This is a genomic window from Rhizobium sp. M1 (genome assembly GCF_002531805.1).
GTDB classification, from domain to species: Bacteria; Pseudomonadota; Alphaproteobacteria; order Rhizobiales; family Rhizobiaceae; genus Rhizobium; species Rhizobium etli_C.
The window spans coordinates 70,375-90,245 of record NZ_NWSW01000002.1; the positions used below are offsets into that span (position 1 = coordinate 70,375).

20 protein-coding genes are annotated in these 19,871 nt (G+C 62.6%); 13 read left to right on the forward strand and 7 right to left on the reverse strand.

Going from position 1 to position 19,871, the window contains the following annotated elements; translation table 11 throughout:
- Positions 1–163 precede the first annotated feature (163 nt).
- Entirely contained in the window at positions 164–1,894 is a 1,731-nt protein-coding gene (locus CO655_RS02490) for a response regulator (protein WP_097663682.1), read from the forward strand.
- Between the two features lie 167 nt (positions 1,895–2,061).
- Positions 2,062–3,426 (forward strand): EAL domain-containing protein, encoded by a 1,365-nt coding sequence (locus CO655_RS02495; RefSeq protein WP_097663683.1) that lies wholly within the window; start codon positions 2,062–2,064, stop codon positions 3,424–3,426.
- A gap of 93 nt (positions 3,427–3,519) precedes the next feature.
- Here CO655_RS02495 and CO655_RS02500 read toward each other — a convergent pair whose 3' ends face one another.
- From CO655_RS02500 to CO655_RS02520, 5 genes are all read right to left on the reverse strand, one after another.
- Positions 3,520–4,128: a PRC-barrel domain-containing protein gene (locus CO655_RS02500; protein WP_010033432.1), complete on the reverse strand. Its 609-nt coding sequence runs from the start codon at positions 4,126–4,128 to the stop codon at positions 3,520–3,522.
- Positions 4,129–4,349: 221 nt separating this feature from the next.
- The gene (locus tag CO655_RS02505) at positions 4,350–5,237 is read right to left on the reverse strand and encodes an SMP-30/gluconolactonase/LRE family protein (protein ID WP_097605515.1); all 888 of its coding nucleotides are present in this window, start codon (positions 5,235–5,237) and stop codon (positions 4,350–4,352) included.
- A gap of 4 nt (positions 5,238–5,241) precedes the next feature.
- Positions 5,242–5,874 (reverse strand): 2-dehydro-3-deoxy-6-phosphogalactonate aldolase, encoded by a 633-nt coding sequence (locus CO655_RS02510; RefSeq protein ID WP_097605514.1) that lies wholly within the window; start codon positions 5,872–5,874, stop codon positions 5,242–5,244.
- A gap of 13 nt (positions 5,875–5,887) precedes the next feature.
- Positions 5,888–6,802, reverse strand: a complete 915-nt coding sequence (locus tag CO655_RS02515; RefSeq protein ID WP_097663684.1) for a 2-dehydro-3-deoxygalactonokinase — start codon at positions 6,800–6,802, stop codon at positions 5,888–5,890.
- On the reverse strand, positions 6,802–7,572 hold the full coding sequence (locus CO655_RS02520; protein WP_097663686.1) for an SDR family oxidoreductase: 771 nt from the start codon (positions 7,570–7,572) through the stop codon (positions 6,802–6,804). Before CO655_RS02520 ends, CO655_RS02515 begins: the two co-directional genes overlap by 1 nt.
- 101 nt (positions 7,573–7,673) lie before the next feature.
- Between CO655_RS02520 and CO655_RS02525 the strand changes: the two genes are divergently transcribed.
- The gene (locus CO655_RS02525; protein WP_097605731.1) at positions 7,674–8,474 is read left to right on the forward strand and encodes an IclR family transcriptional regulator; all 801 of its coding nucleotides are present in this window, start codon (positions 7,674–7,676) and stop codon (positions 8,472–8,474) included.
- 226 nt (positions 8,475–8,700) lie between these two features.
- Positions 8,701–9,432, forward strand: coding sequence for an autoinducer binding domain-containing protein (locus CO655_RS02530; protein WP_097663687.1), 732 nt, complete (start codon positions 8,701–8,703; stop codon positions 9,430–9,432).
- A 269-nt stretch (positions 9,433–9,701) separates the two neighbouring features.
- On the opposite strand, the gene CO655_RS33260 is transcribed toward CO655_RS02530, so the two are convergent.
- Entirely contained in the window at positions 9,702–9,929 is a 228-nt protein-coding gene (locus tag CO655_RS33260; protein WP_141514278.1) for a hypothetical protein, read from the reverse strand.
- A gap of 34 nt (positions 9,930–9,963) precedes the next feature.
- Between CO655_RS33260 and CO655_RS02535 the strand changes: the two genes are divergently transcribed.
- From CO655_RS02535 to CO655_RS02580, 9 genes are all read left to right on the forward strand, one after another.
- Positions 9,964–11,148: an Mrp/NBP35 family ATP-binding protein gene (locus CO655_RS02535; RefSeq protein ID WP_097605511.1), complete on the forward strand. Its 1,185-nt coding sequence runs from the start codon at positions 9,964–9,966 to the stop codon at positions 11,146–11,148.
- 430 nt (positions 11,149–11,578) lie between these two features.
- Positions 11,579–12,553: a magnesium transporter CorA family protein gene (locus CO655_RS02545; RefSeq protein WP_097605510.1), complete on the forward strand. Its 975-nt coding sequence runs from the start codon at positions 11,579–11,581 to the stop codon at positions 12,551–12,553.
- 18 nt (positions 12,554–12,571) lie between these two features.
- Positions 12,572–14,470: a potassium transporter Kup gene (locus tag CO655_RS02550; RefSeq protein WP_097663688.1), complete on the forward strand. Its 1,899-nt coding sequence runs from the start codon at positions 12,572–12,574 to the stop codon at positions 14,468–14,470.
- Between the two features lie 263 nt (positions 14,471–14,733).
- Entirely contained in the window at positions 14,734–15,963 is a 1,230-nt protein-coding gene (locus CO655_RS02555) for a cell wall hydrolase (RefSeq protein WP_097605508.1), read from the forward strand.
- A 272-nt stretch (positions 15,964–16,235) separates the two neighbouring features.
- The gene (locus CO655_RS02560) at positions 16,236–16,574 is read left to right on the forward strand and encodes an AtpZ/AtpI family protein (RefSeq protein WP_097605507.1); all 339 of its coding nucleotides are present in this window, start codon (positions 16,236–16,238) and stop codon (positions 16,572–16,574) included.
- Between the two features lie 62 nt (positions 16,575–16,636).
- Positions 16,637–17,389 carry a F0F1 ATP synthase subunit A gene (locus CO655_RS02565; RefSeq protein WP_064686134.1) on the forward strand — a complete coding sequence of 251 codons (753 nt, stop codon included), beginning with the start codon at positions 16,637–16,639 and terminating at the stop codon, positions 17,387–17,389.
- A 67-nt stretch (positions 17,390–17,456) separates the two neighbouring features.
- Complete coding sequence (locus CO655_RS02570) at positions 17,457–17,684, forward strand: F0F1 ATP synthase subunit C (protein ID WP_010026583.1); 228 nt, start codon at positions 17,457–17,459, stop codon at positions 17,682–17,684.
- Between the two features lie 77 nt (positions 17,685–17,761).
- Complete coding sequence (locus CO655_RS02575; protein ID WP_064686135.1) at positions 17,762–18,385, forward strand: F0F1 ATP synthase subunit B; 624 nt, start codon at positions 17,762–17,764, stop codon at positions 18,383–18,385.
- A gap of 3 nt (positions 18,386–18,388) precedes the next feature.
- Positions 18,389–18,880 (forward strand): F0F1 ATP synthase subunit B, encoded by a 492-nt coding sequence (locus tag CO655_RS02580; protein ID WP_097605506.1) that lies wholly within the window; start codon positions 18,389–18,391, stop codon positions 18,878–18,880.
- A 279-nt stretch (positions 18,881–19,159) separates the two neighbouring features.
- On the opposite strand, the gene CO655_RS02585 is transcribed toward CO655_RS02580, so the two are convergent.
- Complete coding sequence (locus tag CO655_RS02585; protein ID WP_097605505.1) at positions 19,160–19,849, reverse strand: ribonuclease HII; 690 nt, start codon at positions 19,847–19,849, stop codon at positions 19,160–19,162.
- Positions 19,850–19,871: the final 22 nt, after the last annotated feature.

The following is a 19,871-nucleotide window of genomic DNA, read 5'->3' on the forward strand; positions in this document are numbered from 1 at the left end:
CGGGCTGGAGGGAAGGGGATTTCATAGGCTTTACAGAAGCGTGATCTGCGGCTCCCCAGTTTCGACGATCGGCAGTGTTAAGCCGGTTTTAACAGAAAAATGGCATTTTTATTCATATACCTCCGGAAGCTGCGAAAATCGAACAGATGTGGGACGCAATAGAATGAGTGCCGGCTTCGAAAAGGCGGACACGTCATCGGAAATCGACGGGACTCCCGCCGAGGCCGATCTGCAGACGGCGCTTTTCGATGTCGTGTGCGATGGTCTTTCGGCAGCGTTCATCATCTACGACAAGAACGATCACCTGATCTTCGCGAGCCGCCAGATCCTCGAATTCTTCCCGCTGCCGGCCGAGATGCTGAAGCCGGGCACGCGGCTGCGCGATTTCCTGGGCGCGATTTACGATACCGGCGTTCGCCAGCAATATGACGTCAGGCAGGGCGGCTCGCTCAGCCGCGAGGACTGGCTGTCGCAGAAGATCGCCTCGCATTGGCGCGAGCGCTTCGACGCCGTCGAGCGCCATGGCGCCGACAGCTGGGTCCGCTTCGTCAAGCGCAGGCTGCCGGGCGGTTACGGCGTCACCATCGTCTCCGACATTTCCGAGGACAAGAAGCGCGAGGAGCAGTGGCGCTCGGATCTGGAACGGGTGCAGCTCACCGAGGACATTCTCGACAATCTGCCGTTTCCGCTTTTCGTCAAGGACCACAACCTTACCTATGTCGCGGTCAATCTCGCCTTCTGCGAGAAATACCAGACCACCGCCGACGAGGTGCTCGGGCGCAAGAGTGGCGACCTTTTTTCCCCCGAGATCGCCAAACGCTTCGAAGAGAGCGACCGTCACGTGCTGGAGACCGGCGAAATGTCGGTCTCCCGCCAGCGGCAGATCTCCCGTGACGGCATCGAGCGCGACATCGTTAGCCGCAAGCACCGTATCGGCAAGCCCGGTCGCTATTTCCTGGTGTCGACGACGCAGGACCTGCCGCGCGACGGCGCCGATCTCGAGGAGTTCGACCGCGCCTCGGCGATCACCACCTCCGCCAACCAGAGCTATCGCCGCGCCTATGTGCCGGTGCCGAGCGCGGTGGAGCGCCGCGAGCCGGCGGCGATGGAAGCGATCGTTCCGGAGAATTTTTCCGGCCGCAAGATCCTCGTCGTCACCGCCGACCTCGCCGCCGAGGTCGCGGCTTTGCGCACGCTGTCGAAATACGGTTTCGAATCCTGTTCGGTGCGCGGCGAGGACGAGGAGGAGCGCTTCCTGGAAATCGCCACCTCCTCCGGCATCTCGCTCGATCTCTTGATCATCGACAACCAGATGGGCATGCGCTGCCTCGAGCTTGCCGAGCAATACGGCATCCCGGCGCTCGTCATGGACGGCTTCCAGATCGCCAACGAGCTCACCTTCCAGATCGCTCGCCATTTCAATCGCAACAGCCGCAACAACGGCGCCGGCACGGATGCCGATTGGGAAATCAGCATCTCCGACGACGCGGTCGGCCTGCAGGTTCTCGTCGCCGAAGACAATGATATCAACCAGATCGTCTTCACACAGATCCTCGAGGGCCTCGGTTATCGCCATATGATCGCTGCGACCGGCGACGAGGTCGTGCGCCTCTGGGCCGAACACAGGCCGCAGGTGGTGCTGATGGATATTTCCCTGCCGGGCTTCAACGGCTTCGAAGCCGCGCGCCTGATCCGGCAGATGGAGGAAGCAGGGGGCGCAGCCCGCACTCCGATCATCGGCGTGCTCACCCAGGCCTTCGAGCGCGATCGAGCCGAATGCGCCAAATCGGGCATGGACGACGTCATCATGAAACCCGTCAGCCCCGACATGCTCGAGGCGATATTTCAGAAATATTTGGTGGAAGAGGGCGTTCGGGTTCGAACGAGCGCGTGATACTGAAAAATATGGCCGCCTTCTGGTGAAGGCATCCTGCTCTCGCCGATAGCGTCAATCCCTTAAATTTGGGGCGAATCGGGCTGTCAGGGCGACTGATTTACTAGCGAATTGTTAAGAAATGCCGGTCATTCTTTGCTCGGCTGCGGAGGAAAGCTCGGGTTTGGATGATGAAATCGGCGGACATGGCTTCCTTGACCGTGAGTCACAATGAGCTTCAGGCGATGGCCTATACCGATCCGCTGACCGGATTGGGAAACCGCAATCGCATGCGCGAGAAGGTCCAGCAGATTTCCGCCGAGCGCGCCAGCGATCCGGCTCCCTTCACCATCGGCATTGCCAATCTCGACAGCTTCAAGCCGATCAACGATCTTTTCGGCTCCTCGGCCGGCGATGAAATCCTCTGCCAGGTCGCCCATCGCCTCAAGGCCTGCATTCCGGACGGCGCGCTGGTCACCCGTCACGACGGCGACGAATTCGCCTTCGTGCTGCCGCTGATTTTCGAGCGGGCGAGCGCGGAGAAATTCGGCCAGATGATCCGCGAGGTGCTGTCGGCGCCCTATGATCTCGGCGACCGCAACGTCCGTCTCTCCGCCTCCTTCGGCTTTGCCATCTACCCCTTTGCCGGAGAGGACTGCGAGGAGCTGTTGAAGAGCGCCGAAACGGCTCTCTATCGGTCCAAGCGCCGCGGCCGCGGCCAGATCACCGTCTATTCGCGTGAGATCGCTCAGGAGATGAAGCGCGCCACGCAGCTGGAGCAGGCGCTGAGAAACGCCATCATATCGGACGCGATCGACGTGCATTTCCAGCCGATCGTCTCGTTATCAAACAATCAGGTCGTCGGCTTCGAGGCGCTGGCGCGCTGGAACGATCCCGATCTCGGCTTCGTTTCGCCCGGCGTCTTCGTGCCGCTCGCCGAAGAGCGCGGTTTCATTGACGCTCTGTCGGAAACGCTGCTGCGCAAGGCCGCGGAAGCAGCACTTTCCTGGCCGCGCGAACTCTTCCTGTCGTTCAATCTTTCTTCGGCGCAGCTGATGGATCCCGGCACGAGCGGCAGCATCCTGTCGATCCTCGGCCGGGTCGGTTTCGATCCGCATCGTCTGGAACTGGAGATCACCGAGACGGCGGTGATGGGGTCGGCCGACACCGCCCACCGCATCATCGCCGATCTGCGCGCCGCCGGCGTGCGCATCTCGCTCGACGATTTCGGCACCGGCCAGTCGAGCCTCGGGCGTCTGCGCGACTTCATCTTCGACAAGATCAAGATCGACCGTGCCTTCGTCTCGCGCATCAATTCCGACCGCGCCTCCGAACACATCATCAAGGCGATCCTTGCCATGTGCGACGGCCTGGAACTGGAAGTCGTGGCCGAGGGGATCGAGGACTACGCCGAGGCGGTGAAGCTGCGCACGCTTGGCTGCGGCATGGGCCAGGGCTATCATTTCGGCCGCCCGGCCGATGGCATCGCCACGCTGCGTTTCCTGCACGAGAACTACTACGACACGGCGATGACCGAGCGCGTCAGCGCATAAGCATTCCGCTTGCCATTCCGTTCAATGATACCGCCAACAAAGCAATGGCGCCCCTAGGAGCGCCATCGCCTACGCTATACTACCGCGCGCGGTTTACTTAGGCGTGGTCGAGCCGGTTGCCGTTGTATCGGTACCAGGTGCGGCCGGGGCCTTTTCTGCGGACTGCATTGCCAGCGTCTTGAACTCAGGCGCTGCCTTCAGCGATTCAGCCGTCTCGGTGGTCGTCAGCTTGAGGCTGCCGTCCTGGGTGTTCTGAGCGATGGCAATCTTATCCATCGGCACCGCGACGTTCTTTTCGCCGATGCCCAGGAAGCCGCCGACGCCGACGATCGCAGCAACGATGCCGCCGTCCTTCTTGAGGATGAGGTCGTTGATGCTGCCGATGCTTTCATTGTTGGGGTTATAGACCGACTGGCCGATATAGGTGTTGGCGCTGATCTGATCCGCAGCCTGCTCCGTCAGATAGCTGCCCTGAGCCATATCCGTGCTCGGTGCTGTGGTGGCCGGGGCCTGTGCGGCATCGCCTGCGGGTTTGGTGACGTCAGGGGTTACCGGCTTGGGGGCAGCCGGATCAGCCGGCGCTGTCTGGGTCGGAGCGGCGGGATCCGCAGGCTGCGGCGCGGTCTGCGAGAAGGCCGCCGGTGCGAAAGCCGTGGCAAACAGCGCGCCAGCGGCAACGGTCGTCAAAAGTTTGCGTGTCATTTCGAACCTACTTTCAGTTCCCTAGAGTGATCGCTGACCCGGCAATGGGTATTCCTTGCCGCGCCGGTTCGTAGGGAAAATGAGCGGTGCGCGGATTGGTTCCGGTTGAAAACACGGAAAATTTCTCGATTCTCACGGAACTTTTATCGCGGCATGGCCGCCGAAACGAAAAAGCGCCCCCACTCGGGAGCGCCTTGAATGGCCGTTGTCAGACGCCGTCCTCAGATGACATAGACGGGATCGAACACACCCTTGACCCCGATGCCGAGTTCGAGCAGCGCGCCGGCCGAGGGCTGGGCCGAACGGGCGTCCTCGTCGAGCCCTTCCCAGGCTGTCGTCACCGCCAGCCGGTCGCCATTGACGCCGATGAAGGCGGGGCAGGATGGCTGGACGGCGGGGACCTTGTAGCGCGAGATGCGCAGACCGTCGGGATTGTAACGATCGACAACGCCGGCGCCCCAGCGGGCGTTCCAGATATAGCCGTCGGCATCGACCACCGAGCCGTCGATGTCGCCTGGCTCGTTCATGCTGTCGACGAGCACGATCGGCTCGCCCGCCGGCAGGCCGGTATGCGGGTCGACCATGACGCGCATCAGCCGGTTGATGCGGGAATCCGTATAATAGCCGATCGTGCCGTCGGGCGAGAAGCAGATCGAATTCGGAATGCTGATACCGTTGAAGATCTTCGTCACCTTGCCGCTCGCGACATGATAGATGGCGCCGGCCTGGTTTTCCGCCCGCTTGCTCATCGTGCCGATCCAGAGCGCACCGCAAGGGTGGGTGCGGCCGTCGTTCGAGCGGTTTTCCGGCCTGTCGTTTTCGAGCGCGGCGTAGAAGGTGAGGTTGCCGCTTGCGAGATCGCGCACGAAAAGCCCTTCTTCCGTCGCGATCAGCTGCCGTCCGGCGTCGATGCGGGCCAGCACGCTTGCCATCACCGGCAGCGGGTGCACCTTTTTCTCGCCCGTCGCCAGTCTGAGTTCGTGCAACTCCTTGCCGAGGATGTTGAACCACCAGACCGTATTGCTGTCCGGATCATAGGTCGGCCCTTCGCCGAGGACGGAATTGGTGTTGCAAAGGGTCTTGCCTTCGAACTCGTAAATCTCGGTCATACGCTCACGCTCCCATGGCTGCATCATAGGCGTAAATGGTCGTCTTGGCACGCTCGGCAACCTCTGCCGCGGTCATTCCCGGCTTGTAGAGGCTGGTGCCGAGGCCGAAGGCGAAGATGCCGGCCTTGGTGTAATCGGCGAAATTCTTGTCTGATACGCCGCCGACGGCGGCAATCGTCAGTTCCGGCGGCAGGATCGCGCGGATCGCCGTGATCCCGGAAGGACCGAGCACGCTCGCCGGAAAGAATTTGAGCCCGGTGGCGCCGGCCCGCGCCGCGGCCAGCGCCTCGGTCGGCGTGAAGACGCCGGGCATCGTCACCATGCCGTATTGGCGCGCCCGGATGATCACCTCGGGCTCGACATTCGGCGTCACCAGCAGCTTGCCGCCGGCCGCATTCAGGCTGTCGACCGCCTCGACCGTCAGCACCGTGCCGGCGCCGATCAGCACCTCGGGCGGCGCCATTTTGGCGGCGATCTCGATCGATTTGAACGGCTCCGGCGAGTTGAGCGGAATCTCGATCGCCGTCAGGCCGTTGTCGATCAGCGCGCCGACGACGCTTTCGGTCTCGTCCGGCCGGATGCCGCGCAGGATGGCGATCAGCGGGCGCTTCATGTCGGGGAAGGGGATACGGTTCATCGTGTCAGCTTTCTCAATTCGGCCAGATGGCGTCGGCGGCGGCCGACAGCCCGCGGCGCACGGCGGCGTCCGCATCGATGGCGGTGAAGGCGAGGGAGAGGGTTTTGAAGGCCTGTTCGTAGAGCGCCTGCAGGCGTCCGGAGGCGACGAGGGTGATGCCTGAGTTGGCGGCATCCTGCAGCGCACCGGCGATTTCGAGGCCGATCAGCGTGCCGGAGAGCCGGGCTTGCGCGGCTGCGGCGGTGATCCCGTGCAGCAGCTGGCCGGAGCGGGCGGTAAAGAGCAGGTTGGTCGCCAGGGCCGGCTTGGCGAAGGCGGCCGAGACCGCCGCCTCGAAGGCCGCCGCATCGGCCGGCTGCGCCTCGGCCCCGGCAACGGCATGCGCAAGGATCGTGTGTTTGCTGACCGCGTCGAAGAGCTCGCCGGTCATGAAGGTGGAAAAGCCGCTGACCTTGCCGTCGCTGACATGCACCCATTTCGAATGGGTGCCGGGCATGCAGACCGCCTGGGCGCCGGCACTCGTGCTGCCGAGTGCGCCGAGAAGCTGGGTTTCCTCGCCGCGCATGACGTCGGGTGTCGCCGCCTGGCGCTGGGCAAGGCCCGGCAGAATGCGGATATCGCGGCTTTCGCCGGGCACGGAAACCGCGCCGGTGAGGATGGCGGCAAGCGGCGTGGGCACGTCGATATAACCGGCCTCGATCCAGCCCTGCCTGGCGCCGGCCATGCCGCAGACGATCACCGGCAGGTTTTCCGGTGCCGCGACGGCGGCGAGATGGCTGGCAAGCACGGCGGAAAAGCCGGTTTTTGCGGCGCTCGTCATGCCTTCGCCGCTGCGGCGCTCGGCAAGGACGCTGCCGTCCCGGCCGATCAGCCACAGCCGGAAGCTGCTGGTGCCCCAGTCCACCGCGACATAAGCGGGATTCGTCATTACAGAATGCCTCCATCGACAATCAGGGACTGGGCGGTCATTCCAGCCGCGCAGTCGGATGCAAGAAACAGGCAGGGACCGACGATCGCATCGGCTTTGAGCGCGACCTTCAGGCATTGCTGCTCGACCGAGCGGGCGATGCTCTCTTCGGTCAGCCACAGCTGCATCTGCCGTTCGGTGACGACCATGCCGGGCAGGATGCAGTTGACCCGGATATTCTCCGGCCCGAGCCTGCCGGCCATGCTCTTCGTCAATCCGACGACCGCAGCCTTCGCCGCCGCATAGGCGGGAAAACCGCCCATGTTGAGCTTGAAGGCGATCGACGACATATTGATGATCGCGCCGCCGCCGGCGGCCCGCATCGATGGCGCCACAGCCTGCGAGGCGAAGAACACATGCCGCAGGTTGACCGCCTGGTTGTTGTCCCAATAGGCCTCGGTGACCGCGTCGAATTCGTGGCGGTCGTCCCAGGCGGCATTGTTGACGAGCACCCGGATCGGCCCTGAAGCGGCAACGACGGTATCGACGGTGCGCCGGATCGCCTCGATGTCGCGCAAGTCGGCATGATAAAAGGAAACCGGATGCGCCGTCTCCCGAGACAGCCTCTCGGCAAGTGCGCGGCCGGCCGCCTCGGCGATGTCGATGAAGGACACCTTGGCGCCCTGGCGCGCAAAACCTTCGACGATCGCCGCACCGATGCCCGATCCGCCGCCGGTCACGAGCACGGTTCGGTCTTTGAACTCCGGAAACTGGGCTGACGTCGCGGTCATCGTCTTCTCCCGAAGAGATATTGTTCCATTATTCGGAACTGAATTTGACTATATGGAATTATCGAATTATGCTGCCCTTTCTGTCAAGGGCGGATGAGACGATGAATGCAAACGGCGACGGCATGGCGCAGCAAGCCCGCGAGACCGGCACACTCGGCAAGCTGATGGTGCTGCTCGATCTCGTCACCCATGCCGATGCGCCGCTGCGTTTTACCGATATCCTGTCGCTTGCCGGCCAGCCGCGCGGCACCCTGCATCGCCAGCTCAGCCACCTAGTCGAGGAGGGGTTGCTCGAACTCGATGGCGACGGCCGCTATGCGCCGGGCCTGCGCCTGCTCGATTTCGCCGCCCGCAGCTGGGCGCGCAACGAATTCCGCCTGATCGCCGAACCGCATCTTGTCGATCTGCAGCAGGCGACCGGCGAGACCGTGCATCTCGGCGTTCTGAGAGGCCAGTCGATCATCTACCTCGACAAGGTCGAGGGCCGCCAGCCGGTGCGCATGTATTCGCAGATCGGCAATGCCTCGCCCTGTTACTGCACCGGCGTCGGCAAGGCGGCGCTATCGCTGCTTCCGGCCGAAAGCCTGGCCGATCTCCTCGCCGGCGTCAATTTCACCCGCTTTACCGCCGCCACCCACGCTTCGCCAGCAAGTCTGCTCGCCGAAATCCGTGAGATCGCCGATCAGGGCTATGCTTTCGATCGTGAGGAGCACGAGGCCGGCATCCGCTGCATCGCCGCACCCATCTGGTCGGAGGATCGGACTTTTCTCGGCGGTGTCTCGATCACCGGCCCGGCCTACCGCCTGTCGATGGAACTTCTCGCCCAATGGGTCGTTCCGGTTCAGCGCGCAGCCGGAAGGATCATGGAAGGCATGCGCATCCGCCTCGGCCCGCGTCGCTAGCATGATGCGATGAGCAGCGGTCCGGGGATAACGCATGTATAAGACAAAAGACTAAAACGGAAAAAATTGAGATTTGCCGGCGAATCACGACAACTGGAAATAGTCCGCGAAATCGACAACACTTATCGGCCGAATGCTTGAACGCCGCGGCCGATTGTATGACCCGCAGCAATCGTCATCCTCCGATGCAAGCGAACGGCCGCGGCGCCGAAGATGAAGAAATGTGATGGAACCGTTGTCGCAAACATCCACGGTAGACGATTACATCAAGGAAATTGCGGGTCTGAAGACCCAGTTCGACATTTTCCGGTTCATGAAACGCGTGACCGAAGCCTATCGCTGCCGCGCCTTCATGGTTCTCAATCTGCCGCCGATCACATCCCTCGATCTTCAGGGCAGCACCGTCATCACCAGCTGGCCGGCCGAGCTTCTAGCGCTCTACGACCAGGAGGGGTTGATGGTGAACAGCCCGGTTCTGCGGCGGCTGCGAACATCGGCGCGGCCCTTCTTTTACGACATGTCGCGACAGAACTGGCCGCGCGACGACGGCAAGTCCGCCCTCGTCGTCGGGCTGTTCGAACGTTTCAGGATGACGCGTTGCGCCTATTTCCCGACGCATGAGCCCTCCGGCCTGCGCGGCGCCGTCTCCTTCGCCGGCGATCGTGAACCCTTCAGCCCGGCCGAGATGCGCGAGCTTTGTTATATCGCCATCCATGTCTTCGACAGGCTTGCCGAGATCCGCAACCTCGATACCCGCATAACCGATGCGCTGACCGACCGCGAGATCGATTGCCTGAACTGGACGGCGGCCGGCAAGACCAGCGCCGAGATCGCCGAAATCCTGGCGCTGTCCGAGCATACGGTCAATCATTACCTCAACCGTGCCACCAAGAAGCTCGACACCGTCAACCGCACCCAGGCCGTCGCCAAGGCGCTGCGGATCGGCCTGATCAAATAAGGTGCAAAGACGGCGATCCGCTCCGGCCGGGCGCCCAGCGCGTAGGCAGATCGGGGCGTCGTCCCGGCGTTTCCGACCGCGTTTCCCGCTTTTTCCATCTGGCACGCTTTCTGCATCTCTTCTGCCAGAGGTCCGGAGGGGACTTTAATGACCAGCGCCAGCAAATGGCGCGGCCGACACACCACCGTCCGACGCCGATGCCGCTTCTCTCCCGGCCCTCGGCGTCGGCGGCGGTTGTTGCCTTTCGGCACCGCTTCATGCGCAGCTGTTCACGATTTCCCGCTGCCGGTCACTTTTTTCTGGCCTTTTTTTCGGCTTGCGCTAGTTCGCCCCGCATTGCGCCGGTTCTCGGGGAGAGAGACCGTTGCGGCCATCAGGGCGAAAGCCCGGCGGACTTGATGGCCGCAACGGATTTCGAATCCCGGCCGGCGTTTTTCAAAGCCGGCAAATCGATTTTCCTCCCGATGATTTTGTTTGGCGAAGGCGTGCGCCTCCACTATCTGTGATCCAAGAAGAAGCAGTGAGGGTGGAATGACCGACGTCACCAAGGAACAGGTTCTCGAAACGCTGAAGACCGTGCGCGGACCGGATCTCGAGCACGATATCGTCGCGCTCGGCATGGTCTCCGATGTTTTCATCTCCGACGGCAAGGTCTATTTCTCCATCACCGTCCCGGCCGAGCGCGCCAAGGAGCTGGAGCCGATGCGGCTCGCCGCCGAGCGCGTCATCAAGGAAATGCCGGGCGTCAAGGGTGCGCTCGTCACGCTGACGGCGGACAGGAAGGCGGCGGCCGCAGCACCTGCTGCCCGCCCCGCGCCGAACCCGCCGCACGGCCATGCCGGTCATGATCATGGCGGCCACGATCACCAGCATCACGCCCATGCGCCCCAGCAACAGCCGCCGCGGGCCGGCAAGATCGGTGTTCCCGGCATCGGCGCCATCATCGCCGTCGCCTCCGGCAAGGGCGGGGTCGGCAAGTCCACCACCGCCGTCAATCTGGCGCTCGGCCTGCTCGCCAACGGCCTTCGCGTCGGCATTCTCGATGCCGATATCTACGGGCCTTCGATGCCGCGGCTCCTGAAGATATCCGGCCGCCCGACGCAGATCGACGGCCGCATCATCAACCCGATGGAGAATTACGGCCTCAAGGTCATGTCGATGGGCTTCCTCGTCGACGAGGAGACGGCGATGATCTGGCGCGGGCCGATGGTTCAGTCGGCGCTGCTGCAGATGCTGCGCGAAGTCGCCTGGGGCGAGCTCGACGTCCTTGTCGTCGACATGCCGCCCGGCACTGGCGATGCGCAATTGACCATGGCCCAACAGGTGCCGCTTGCTGGCGCCGTCATCGTCTCCACGCCGCAGGATCTCGCTTTGATCGATGCCCGCAAGGGCCTCAACATGTTCCGCAAGGTCGAGGTGCCGGTGCTCGGCATCGTCGAGAACATGAGCTATTTCATCGCGCCCGACACCGGCACCCGGTACGACATCTTCGGTCACGGCGGCGCCCGCAGGGAGGCCGAGCGCATCGGCGTGCCCTTCCTTGGCGAAGTGCCGCTGACGATGAATATCCGTGAAACCTCCGACGCCGGCACCCCGCTCGTCGCCTCCGACCCGAACGGCGTCGTCGCCGGCATCTATCGCGGCATCGCCGCCAAGGTCTGGGAGCAGCTTGCCGGCCAGTCCCGGCGCCCGGCGCCGGCGATCGTCTTCGAATAGCGCGGAACCGGCGCAGGGACATAGAGGAAGGTCAAGCGCCGAATCACCGCCGCGATCACCCCAATTGTGGGGGAAACGTGGTGAAAAGCCGTGCTTCACGGAAGATGTCTTGATTATTTCACGGCTTTGCTTCATATGCCGCGGCGCCATGATGGCGTTGCTGCAGATGCTCAATGACGGCCGTCTTCGTTTCGAAGGGTCCGGCCCGCCTGCAAGATCGAAGGATTGGTAACTGCGATGCGGTGGAGCACAATGCGCATGCTGGCCTTGAAGGCCGGATGCAGCCGGAGTTTTATGAACTTTCTTGATCCGCTTCCGTTTGGACCTGGGACGAGCGACCTTCGCGGCGCCGCGATGGCGGCCGCATGGAAAGGCTTTCGATGAAAATGGCGATGGCCACGAAGCGTCGTGAGCATCGGAGACACCGCCGGTGATCACCGCTTACTGCTCCAATTGCAAATCGGTCGAGATCCGCGATCTCTCGCAGCCCGCATCCTTTCCCGGGGATGTCGTCTGGATCGATATGGTCGAGCCGAGCCGCGAGGAGGAGCTTTATGTCGAGAAGGTTCTCGGCATCGAGGTTCCGACCCGCGAGGATCTCAAGGACATCGAACCTTCGGCTCGCCTTTACATCGAAAACGACGCCGTCTTCATGACCGCTTCTCTCGTCTGGAAGGCGGAAACCGACGCGCCGACGCTCACCGATGTCGCCTTCATTCTGACCGGAAACCGTCTGGTCACCATCCGTTACGCCCATCCAAAATCCTTTGCGCTGTTCATCGCCGCCCTTCACCGGCTGCCGGAAAACTGGCGCAGCGGCGCGGCCCTTCTCGCCAAGCTCTTGGAGACGATCGTCGACCGCACCGCCGAAATCCTCGAAACCTCCGTCTCGCGCATCGATATTTTGTCGACGCATGTCTTCGGCCGGGCCAAAAGGGTGCGCAAGCCGTCGAACTACCTCGAGCAAAAATTGCGCGACATAGCCGGTCATCACCGCATGATCAGCAAGCTGCGCGATAGTCTCGGCTCGCTGTCCCGGCTTCTGACCTTCTTTCACACGATCCCGGCGATCCAGCAGGACCATGAGGCGAAGGAGCTCTGCCGCACCATCTCGCGCGATATCCAGTCGCTGTCGGAGCATGCCTCCTTTGTCGCCGCCAACATCACCTTCCTGCTCGACGCCTCGCTTGGCCTGATCAACATCGAGCAGAACTCGATCATCAAGATTTTCTCGATCGCCTCGGTCGTGTTCCTGCCGCCGACATTGGTCGCCTCCATCTATGGCATGAACTTTCAGGTCATGCCGGAGCTGGCCTGGACGGCGGGTTACCCCTTCTCGCTGGCTTTGATGGTGATATCAGCCGTCATCCCCTTTTTCTTTTTTCGCTGGAAAGGCTGGCTCTGAGGAGCCTGTTGAAATTTCATGTCCGAAGAGAGCCATCCGCACGACCGCCATATGACGCCGCGCAAGCTTTTTTATCTCGCGCTCGGTTCCGTCGGCGTCGTCTACGGCGATATCGGCACCAGCCCGCTCTATGCTTTTCGCGAGGCGCTGAAGCCCGTCGCCCATGACGGTGTCACCCGCTTCGAGGTGATCAGCCTGATTTCGCTGATGATCTGGGCGCTGACGATCATCGTCACCATCAAATATGTGCTCTTCCTGCTGCGCGCCGATAACGAAGGGGAGGGCGGCACGCTGTCGCTGCTTGCCCTTCTGATGAAGACCGCCAACGGCCATACCGCCATACTGATGCTGCTCGGCCTGATGGGGGCTGCCCTCTTCCTCGGCGATGCGATGATCACGCCGGCGCTGTCGGTGCTGTCGGCGGTCGAAGGCCTGAAGCTCGTCACACCAAGGCTGTCGGAATATATCGTGCCGATTTCAGTGGTGATCCTGGCGCTGCTCTTCGTCGTGCAATCGCGCGGCACCGGCGCCGTCGCCAGGTTCTTCGGCCCGATCACCGCCGTCTGGTTCCTGGTCATGGCCGCCGCCGGCATTTCCCATATCTCCGATGACTACGGCATCCTCGCCGCCTTCAATCCCTATTATGCCGTCGCCTTCCTGCTGCATGAGGGCTTTTACGGCGTCGTCGTGCTCGGCGCCGTCTTCCTGACGGTGACGGGCGCCGAGGCGCTTTATGCCGATCTCGGCCATTTCGGCCGCCGCCCGATCCAGTGGGCCTGGTTCCTGCTGGTATTCCCGGCGTTGACGCTGAACTATCTCGGCCAGGGCGCCCTCGTTCTCGGCAATCCGATGACGATGTCCGATCCCTTCTATCTGATGTATCCGAAATGGGCGCTGCTGCCGGTCGTCATCCTGGCGACCGCCGCGACGATCATCGCCAGTCAGGCGGTCATCACCGGCGCTTTCTCGATGGTGCGTCAGGGCATCAATCTCGGTTTCCTGCCGCGCATGGAAATTCTCTTCACCTCGGAAACCAATACCGGGCAGATCTTCGTGCCGTCGGTCAATGCCGTGCTGTTCTTCGGTGTCATCTTCCTGGTATTGAGCTTCAAGACCTCGGAGGCGCTGGCGACCGCCTACGGCATCTCGGTCACCGGCGCCATGGTCGTCACCTCGATCATGGCCTTCGAATTCGTCCGCGCCCGCTGGAACTGGTCGCTGCCGGTCGCGGTGATCGCGCTTGCGCCGCTGGTCGTGCTCGAATTGATCTTCCTTGGCGCCAACCTGTTGAAGATTCACGACGGCGGTTATATCCCGATCCTGATCGCCACCGCCTTTACCGTCGTCATGTGGACCTGGCGCCGCGGCACCGCGATCCTGCTGGAAAAGACCCGCCACACCGATATTCCGCTCGCATCCTTCGTCAGTTCCATCGAGCGCAAGAGCGAGCATTCGCCGGCCCAGGTTCCCGGCACGGCGATCTTCCTGACCAGCGATCCGGAATCCGCACCCGCCGCTCTCTTGCACAATCTCAAGCACAATCACGTGCTGCATGACCGCAACGTCATTCTGACGATCCGCACGGTCAACAAGCCGCGCGTGCCGAGCCACGACCGTTACAAGGTCGAACCGATCTCCGAGCGTTTCTCGCGCGTCGAACTGCTGTTCGGCTTCATGGAATCGCAGAACGTTTCGCAGGCGCTCGCGACGCTGCGCAAGACCGGGCTGAAATTCGACATCATGTCGACCTCCTTCTATCTCGGCCGCCGCAAGCTGGTGCCGGACGCCAAGTCGGGCATGCCATACTGGCAGGACCGGCTCTACATCGCGCTCGCCAACGCCGCCACCAATCCCTCGGACTACTTCCGCCTGCCGGCAAACCGCGTGGTGGAGCTGGGGTCGCACGTTATTATTTGACGGGCACGGGCGACAGCCCTGACGCGGGTCTCCTCGCTGTCTTGCACTTCCGCCACCTCATCCTCCGTCATGCTCGGCCTTGAGCCGAGCATCCACCGGGTCCACCAGCAGCCATGGCATGGATCCTCGGCTCAAGGCCGAGGATGACGGAGATTGGGGGATGCGTCCCGTCAACCCAGCCACATTCGAATATCCAAAACCGCCGATGGTCACATTCCGGCACGCCCCGTTAACCGGACGTCAAGGTTAATAAGGGATTTTCGATGGAATGTTCCCGCGTTCCATGCCCGGAGTTCGTGTTGCGTCGAAAGAGCCCTTCCCGTAGCAAGCTGCGTCTTCTTCCCGAGAACTGGGTGTCACCTGTCATCTTCGGGCTCGCCGGCTGGCTGATCTTCCCGAGCGTTGCCTCCCACGCCGATCTCGCCACCATGCTCGCCGGTCTCGATCGTGAGGGCGAGAGCTGGCGCATGGTTCTGACCAATTCTCCGGCCGGCTCCATTCATCAGGCCGAACTCGCCTTTGCCGATCCTGAAGTGACGGGTTCGATCGCGTCGGGTGCCGGCATGGTGCTGCCCGATGGCCGCAAGGTCGCTTTTACCGCCAAGGACAAGGGCACCGCCAAGGAGAAGGGCCACGAGGACACGCCGGATGAGGATCGCGTCAACCGCGGCATGAAGAAGGGCCGCATCGTCGCGGTGGAAAAGATGCAGCCGCCGAAGGATTTTTCCGCCGGCTCCATTCTCGAGCGCACGAAGATGCTCTTCACTCCGAGCTTCGACCTCAAGGACCGATCGGCCTTCGTCAAGCCGAAGATCCGGGGCAAGGAAATCGAGATCGCCACATCTTTCTATAAGAAGCAGCCGGTGATCGAGGAGAGCGGCGTGCCGGCGATGCTCGCAAGCCTGATCACCAGCAACAAGGCCGATGTGCTGGCCACGGCTTACGCGCCGGCAGCACCCGACTATTTCCGCCAGTCGCCGTTCGATTCGATCCTGGCCGAACCGGACAGCGGCCGCTTCGTCCCGGAGATCGGCCCGCGTGATCACGCCTGGGCCGCAAGCGTGCTGCCGCCGAGCGTCTTTTCCGCCCGCGAGCAGCAATGTCTTGCCTCCGGCATCTATTTCGAGGCGCGCGGAGAATCGGCGAAGGGCCAGGCCGCTGTCGCCCAGGTCATCCTCAACCGCGTCCGCAATCCCGCCTATCCGAAGAGCATCTGCGGCGTCGTCTATCAGAACGAGGATTGGCGCAACCGCTGCCAGTTTTCCTTCGCCTGCGACGCCATCAAGGACAGGGTGAATTCGGAATATCACTGGCGGGTCGCCCGCGACGTGGCGATGGCGGTGACATCAGGCAAGATCTGGCTGCCGCAGGTGGGCTCGGCGACGCACTACCACGCCGTCTACGTCCGCCCGAAATGGGCAAAGACCATGGAAAAGGTCGGCCGCATCGGTCTCCACGTCTTCTACCGCACCTATGGCGGCGGCTGGAGCTGAGATAAATCGTCCGGGTCCGGCCGATTTCCGGCCCCGAAAAGCGGATTCTTTCCGTCGAATTTGCACGATCGACCCATGATCGCTTTATCCCTTTGATTCGACGGGGTTATTTTCTCGCTGGACAGAAGCTGTCTACGCCTTGACTATACCAATCCCTAAAACTATGTTGCGCGCGACTTCAGAACGGGCCGGAAGGGTCTCAACCTTCGCGTCCGGGGTCCGAATGACCGGGGTAGCGGGAGTGCGGGCGACGGGCAGGCGAGGAGAGATCCATGGCGGACGACCGCGAGGAAAGTCTTGATAAGCGCCGTGCGCAGCTGGAAGCGGAACTCGCGACCAAGCGCGTCGAGGCGAAAGTGGACGAGGCAAGCGAAGCCCGCGCCGAGGTAAGCCGCAAAGGTTATGCCCAGGCGATGAAGCTTTCCAGCGAGTTCATTTCCGCCATCGTCGTCGGTGCCGTCCTTGGCTATCTCCTCGACCGTTTTGTTGGCACGGCGCCTTGGGGGTTGATTGTTCTTCTGCTTCTCGGATTCTGTGCCGGCGTTCTGAACGTGTTGCGTTCTGCGGGGGTGGTGGCCCATCCCCTGGACGACAAGGACGACAAGAAATAAGGACCGGTCCCGGTCCAGTGCAATGACCCCGCGTCCTGCGGGCCAAAGAGAGAGAACAAGCGGTGTCTAACGATCCGACTCATCAGTTCCTGATCCAGAAGATTGTCCCGATCGAAATCGGCGGAATTGATTTTTCGTTCACCAATGCATCGCTGTTCATGGCCGCTTCGGCTGCCGTTGCCGCAGGCTTCCTCTATTTCGCGACCTCGAACCGCGCCATCGTGCCGGGCCGTTCGCAGTCGGTCGCGGAAATGTCCTATGAATTCATCGCCAATATGCTGAAGGAAGGCGCGGGCAAGCAGGGAATGAAGTTCTTCCCGCTGGTCTTCTCGCTGTTCATGTTCGTCCTGACGGCGAACCTGCTCGGCATGTTCCCCTATTTCTTCACGGTGACGAGCCAGATCATCGTGACCTTCGCGCTGGCGATCCTCGTCATCGGCACGGTCCTGGTCTACGGCTTCTATAAGCACGGCTTTCACTTCCTGAACGTCTTCGTGCCCTCGGGCGTGCCGGGCCTTCTGCTGCCGCTGGTCGTCCTGATCGAAATCATTTCCTTCCTGTCCCGTCCGATTTCGCTCTCCGTGCGTCTTTTCGCAAACATGCTCGCCGGTCACATCACGCTGAAGGTGTTCGCAGGCTTCGTTGCCTCGCTTGGAGCCCTCGGTGCAGTCGGTATCGGCGGAGCCGTTCTTCCCCTCATCATGACCGTCGCCCTGACCGGTCTCGAGTTCCTCGTTGCCTTCCTCCAGGCTTACGTCTTTGCGGTGCTGACTTGCATGTACCTCAACGACGCGATCCATCCGGGCGGGCACTAAGGATAACGACATCGACGTCAAAGGGCGTCAGTCATTCGCCGCAACAACCATTTCAAAGGAGTTCAACATGGAAGCGGAAGCAGCAAAGTTCATCGGTGCAGGTCTGGCTTGCTTTGGTATGGCCGGTACGGCTCTCGGCCTCGGCAACATCTTCGGCAACTACCTCTCCGGCGCTCTGCGCAATCCGTCTGCCGCTGACAGCCAGTTCGGCCGTCTGGTATTCGGCTTCGCCGTTACGGAAGCTCTGGGCATCTTCTCGCTGCTCGTCGCTCTCCTCCTCCTCTTCGCCGTCTGATATCGGCGGATAGATGGATCACGGCCTGCGACCGCAAGCCGTGATCCTTTGCATTTGCAGTCCACCTGGAGGTGAGCATGTTTTTTGTGACCCCGGCTTACGCTGAGGAAGCACCGGCGGCAGCGACCGGCACGGATGCGCATGGCGCTCCGGCCGCAGGCGAGGTCCATACCGAGACCGGCGTAGCCGAAGGCGAACACGCCCGTGGCCCGTTCCCGCCCTTCGATTCGACGACCTTCTCGTCCCAGCTGCTCTGGCTGGTGATTACGTTCGGCGTCTTCTACCTCCTTATGCAAAAGGTCATCGCGCCGCGCATCGGGGCCATTCTCGATCAGCGCCACACGCGCATCTCCCAGGACCTGGAAGAAGCAGGCCGCCTGAAGGCGGAAGCTGACGCTGCCGTCCAGACCTATGAAGGCGAACTGGCTGCTGCCCGCGCCAAGTCGAATGCGATCGGCTCCGCCGCCCGCGACGCCGCCAAGGCCAAGGCCGAAGAGGAACGTCGCGCCGTCGAGACGAGCCTGTCGGAAAAGATCAAGGCTGCCGAAGTCCGCATCGCCGACATCAAGGCGAAGGCTTTCGCCGATGTCGGCACTATTGCCGAAGAAACGGCGGCTGCCGTCGTCGAACAGCTGATTGGCGGCAATGCCGCCCAGGCTGATGTCGCCGCTGCCGTCGCGGCCGCCAAGAAGGAGGCTTGATCGATGGAATTTGCTTTTGACGCGACTTTCTTCGCCTTTGTCGGCCTCGTTCTCTTCCTGGCGCTGGTTGTCTACCTGAAGGTCCCCGGCATGATGGCACGGTCGCTCGACGACCGCGCCGACCAGATCCGCAACGAGCTGGCCGAAGCCAAGCGCCTGCGCGAGGAGGCCCAGCACCTGCTCGCCGAATACCAGCGCAAGCGCAAGGAAGCGGAAGCCGAGGCGGCGCACATCGTTGCCGCCGCCGAGCGCGAAGCCGAGATGCTGACTGCCGAAGCGAAGAAGAAGACGGAAGAATTCGTCGCCAATCGCACGGCGCTCTCCGAGCAGAAGATCCTGCAGGCCGAGGCCGAAGCGATGAAGGCGGTCCGTTCCGCCGCCGTCGATCTGGCGATCGCGGCCGCCGAAACGGTGCTCGCCAAGAAGGCGGATGGCAAGGTCCAGTCCGAACTCTTCGGCAATGCCGTCGGCCAGGTCAAGACACGGCTCAACTGAGCGGTATCGAATGGAATGAAGAAAGGCCGGGCATGTCCCGGCCTTTTTGTTGTTGGTAGTCGTTTTATTTGGTCCGAGGTGTGCGCGCAGCGGCTGTGGCCTGGCGCCAAAGACTGCCCCTCACCCTAACCCTCGCCCCGTAAACGGGGCGAGGGGACGTGCCAAACGCGGCGTTGAGGTTTGAGGAAGCGGGCGCGGCTTGTCCCTTCGCCCCGCGAGCGGGGAGAAGGTGCCGGCAGGCGGATGAGGGGCAGGCCCTCGGCAGTCTGAAGCCAAGTCCTATTCCGGTATCAACTCATCCGTCTCAGGCCCGTCCTCGCCCTTGCGCAACGGCCGAAAACTCATCCGGTGCAGGGAGCAGGGGCCGTGTTTCTCGATGCCGGCGCGGTGCTGTGCCGTGCCGTAGCCGGCATGCGCGGCAAAGCCGTAATCCGGAAAGACATTGTGGGCGCGGGCCATCATCCGGTCGCGCGTCACCTTGGCGACGATCGAGGCCGCGGCGATCGAGACCGAGCGGGCGTCGCCCTTGACCACGGCCTGGCCGGGGCAATCGAGGCCGGGCGGCACGTCGAGCCCGTCCGTCAGGACGTAGCTTGCCGGGACGGCAAGACTGCAGATGGCGCGGCGCATGGCGTCGAGGCTTGCCTTGCGGATATCCGTCTCGTCGATGCGCGTCGAGCTGGAAGAGGCGATCGAGACGGTCGCGGTCGCGAGAATCTGCACGAACAGCTCCTCGCGCCGCTGCGCCGAAAGCTGCTTGGAATCGTTGAGGCCCTCGGGGATGCGCTTCGGGTCGAGGATGACGGCGGCGGCGACGACCGGCCCGGCGAGCGGCCCGCGGCCGGCCTCGTCGGCGCCGGCGACCGGCCAGTGGCCGGCCTTGCGGGCTTTGAGTTCCAGGCGGAAATCCGGCACGAGCGGAGCCGTGTCGAAAAGCAGGGGAGAATCGGGTGGCGTGCGAGGTTTCATGCGGCTGAACCTCGCACGCCAA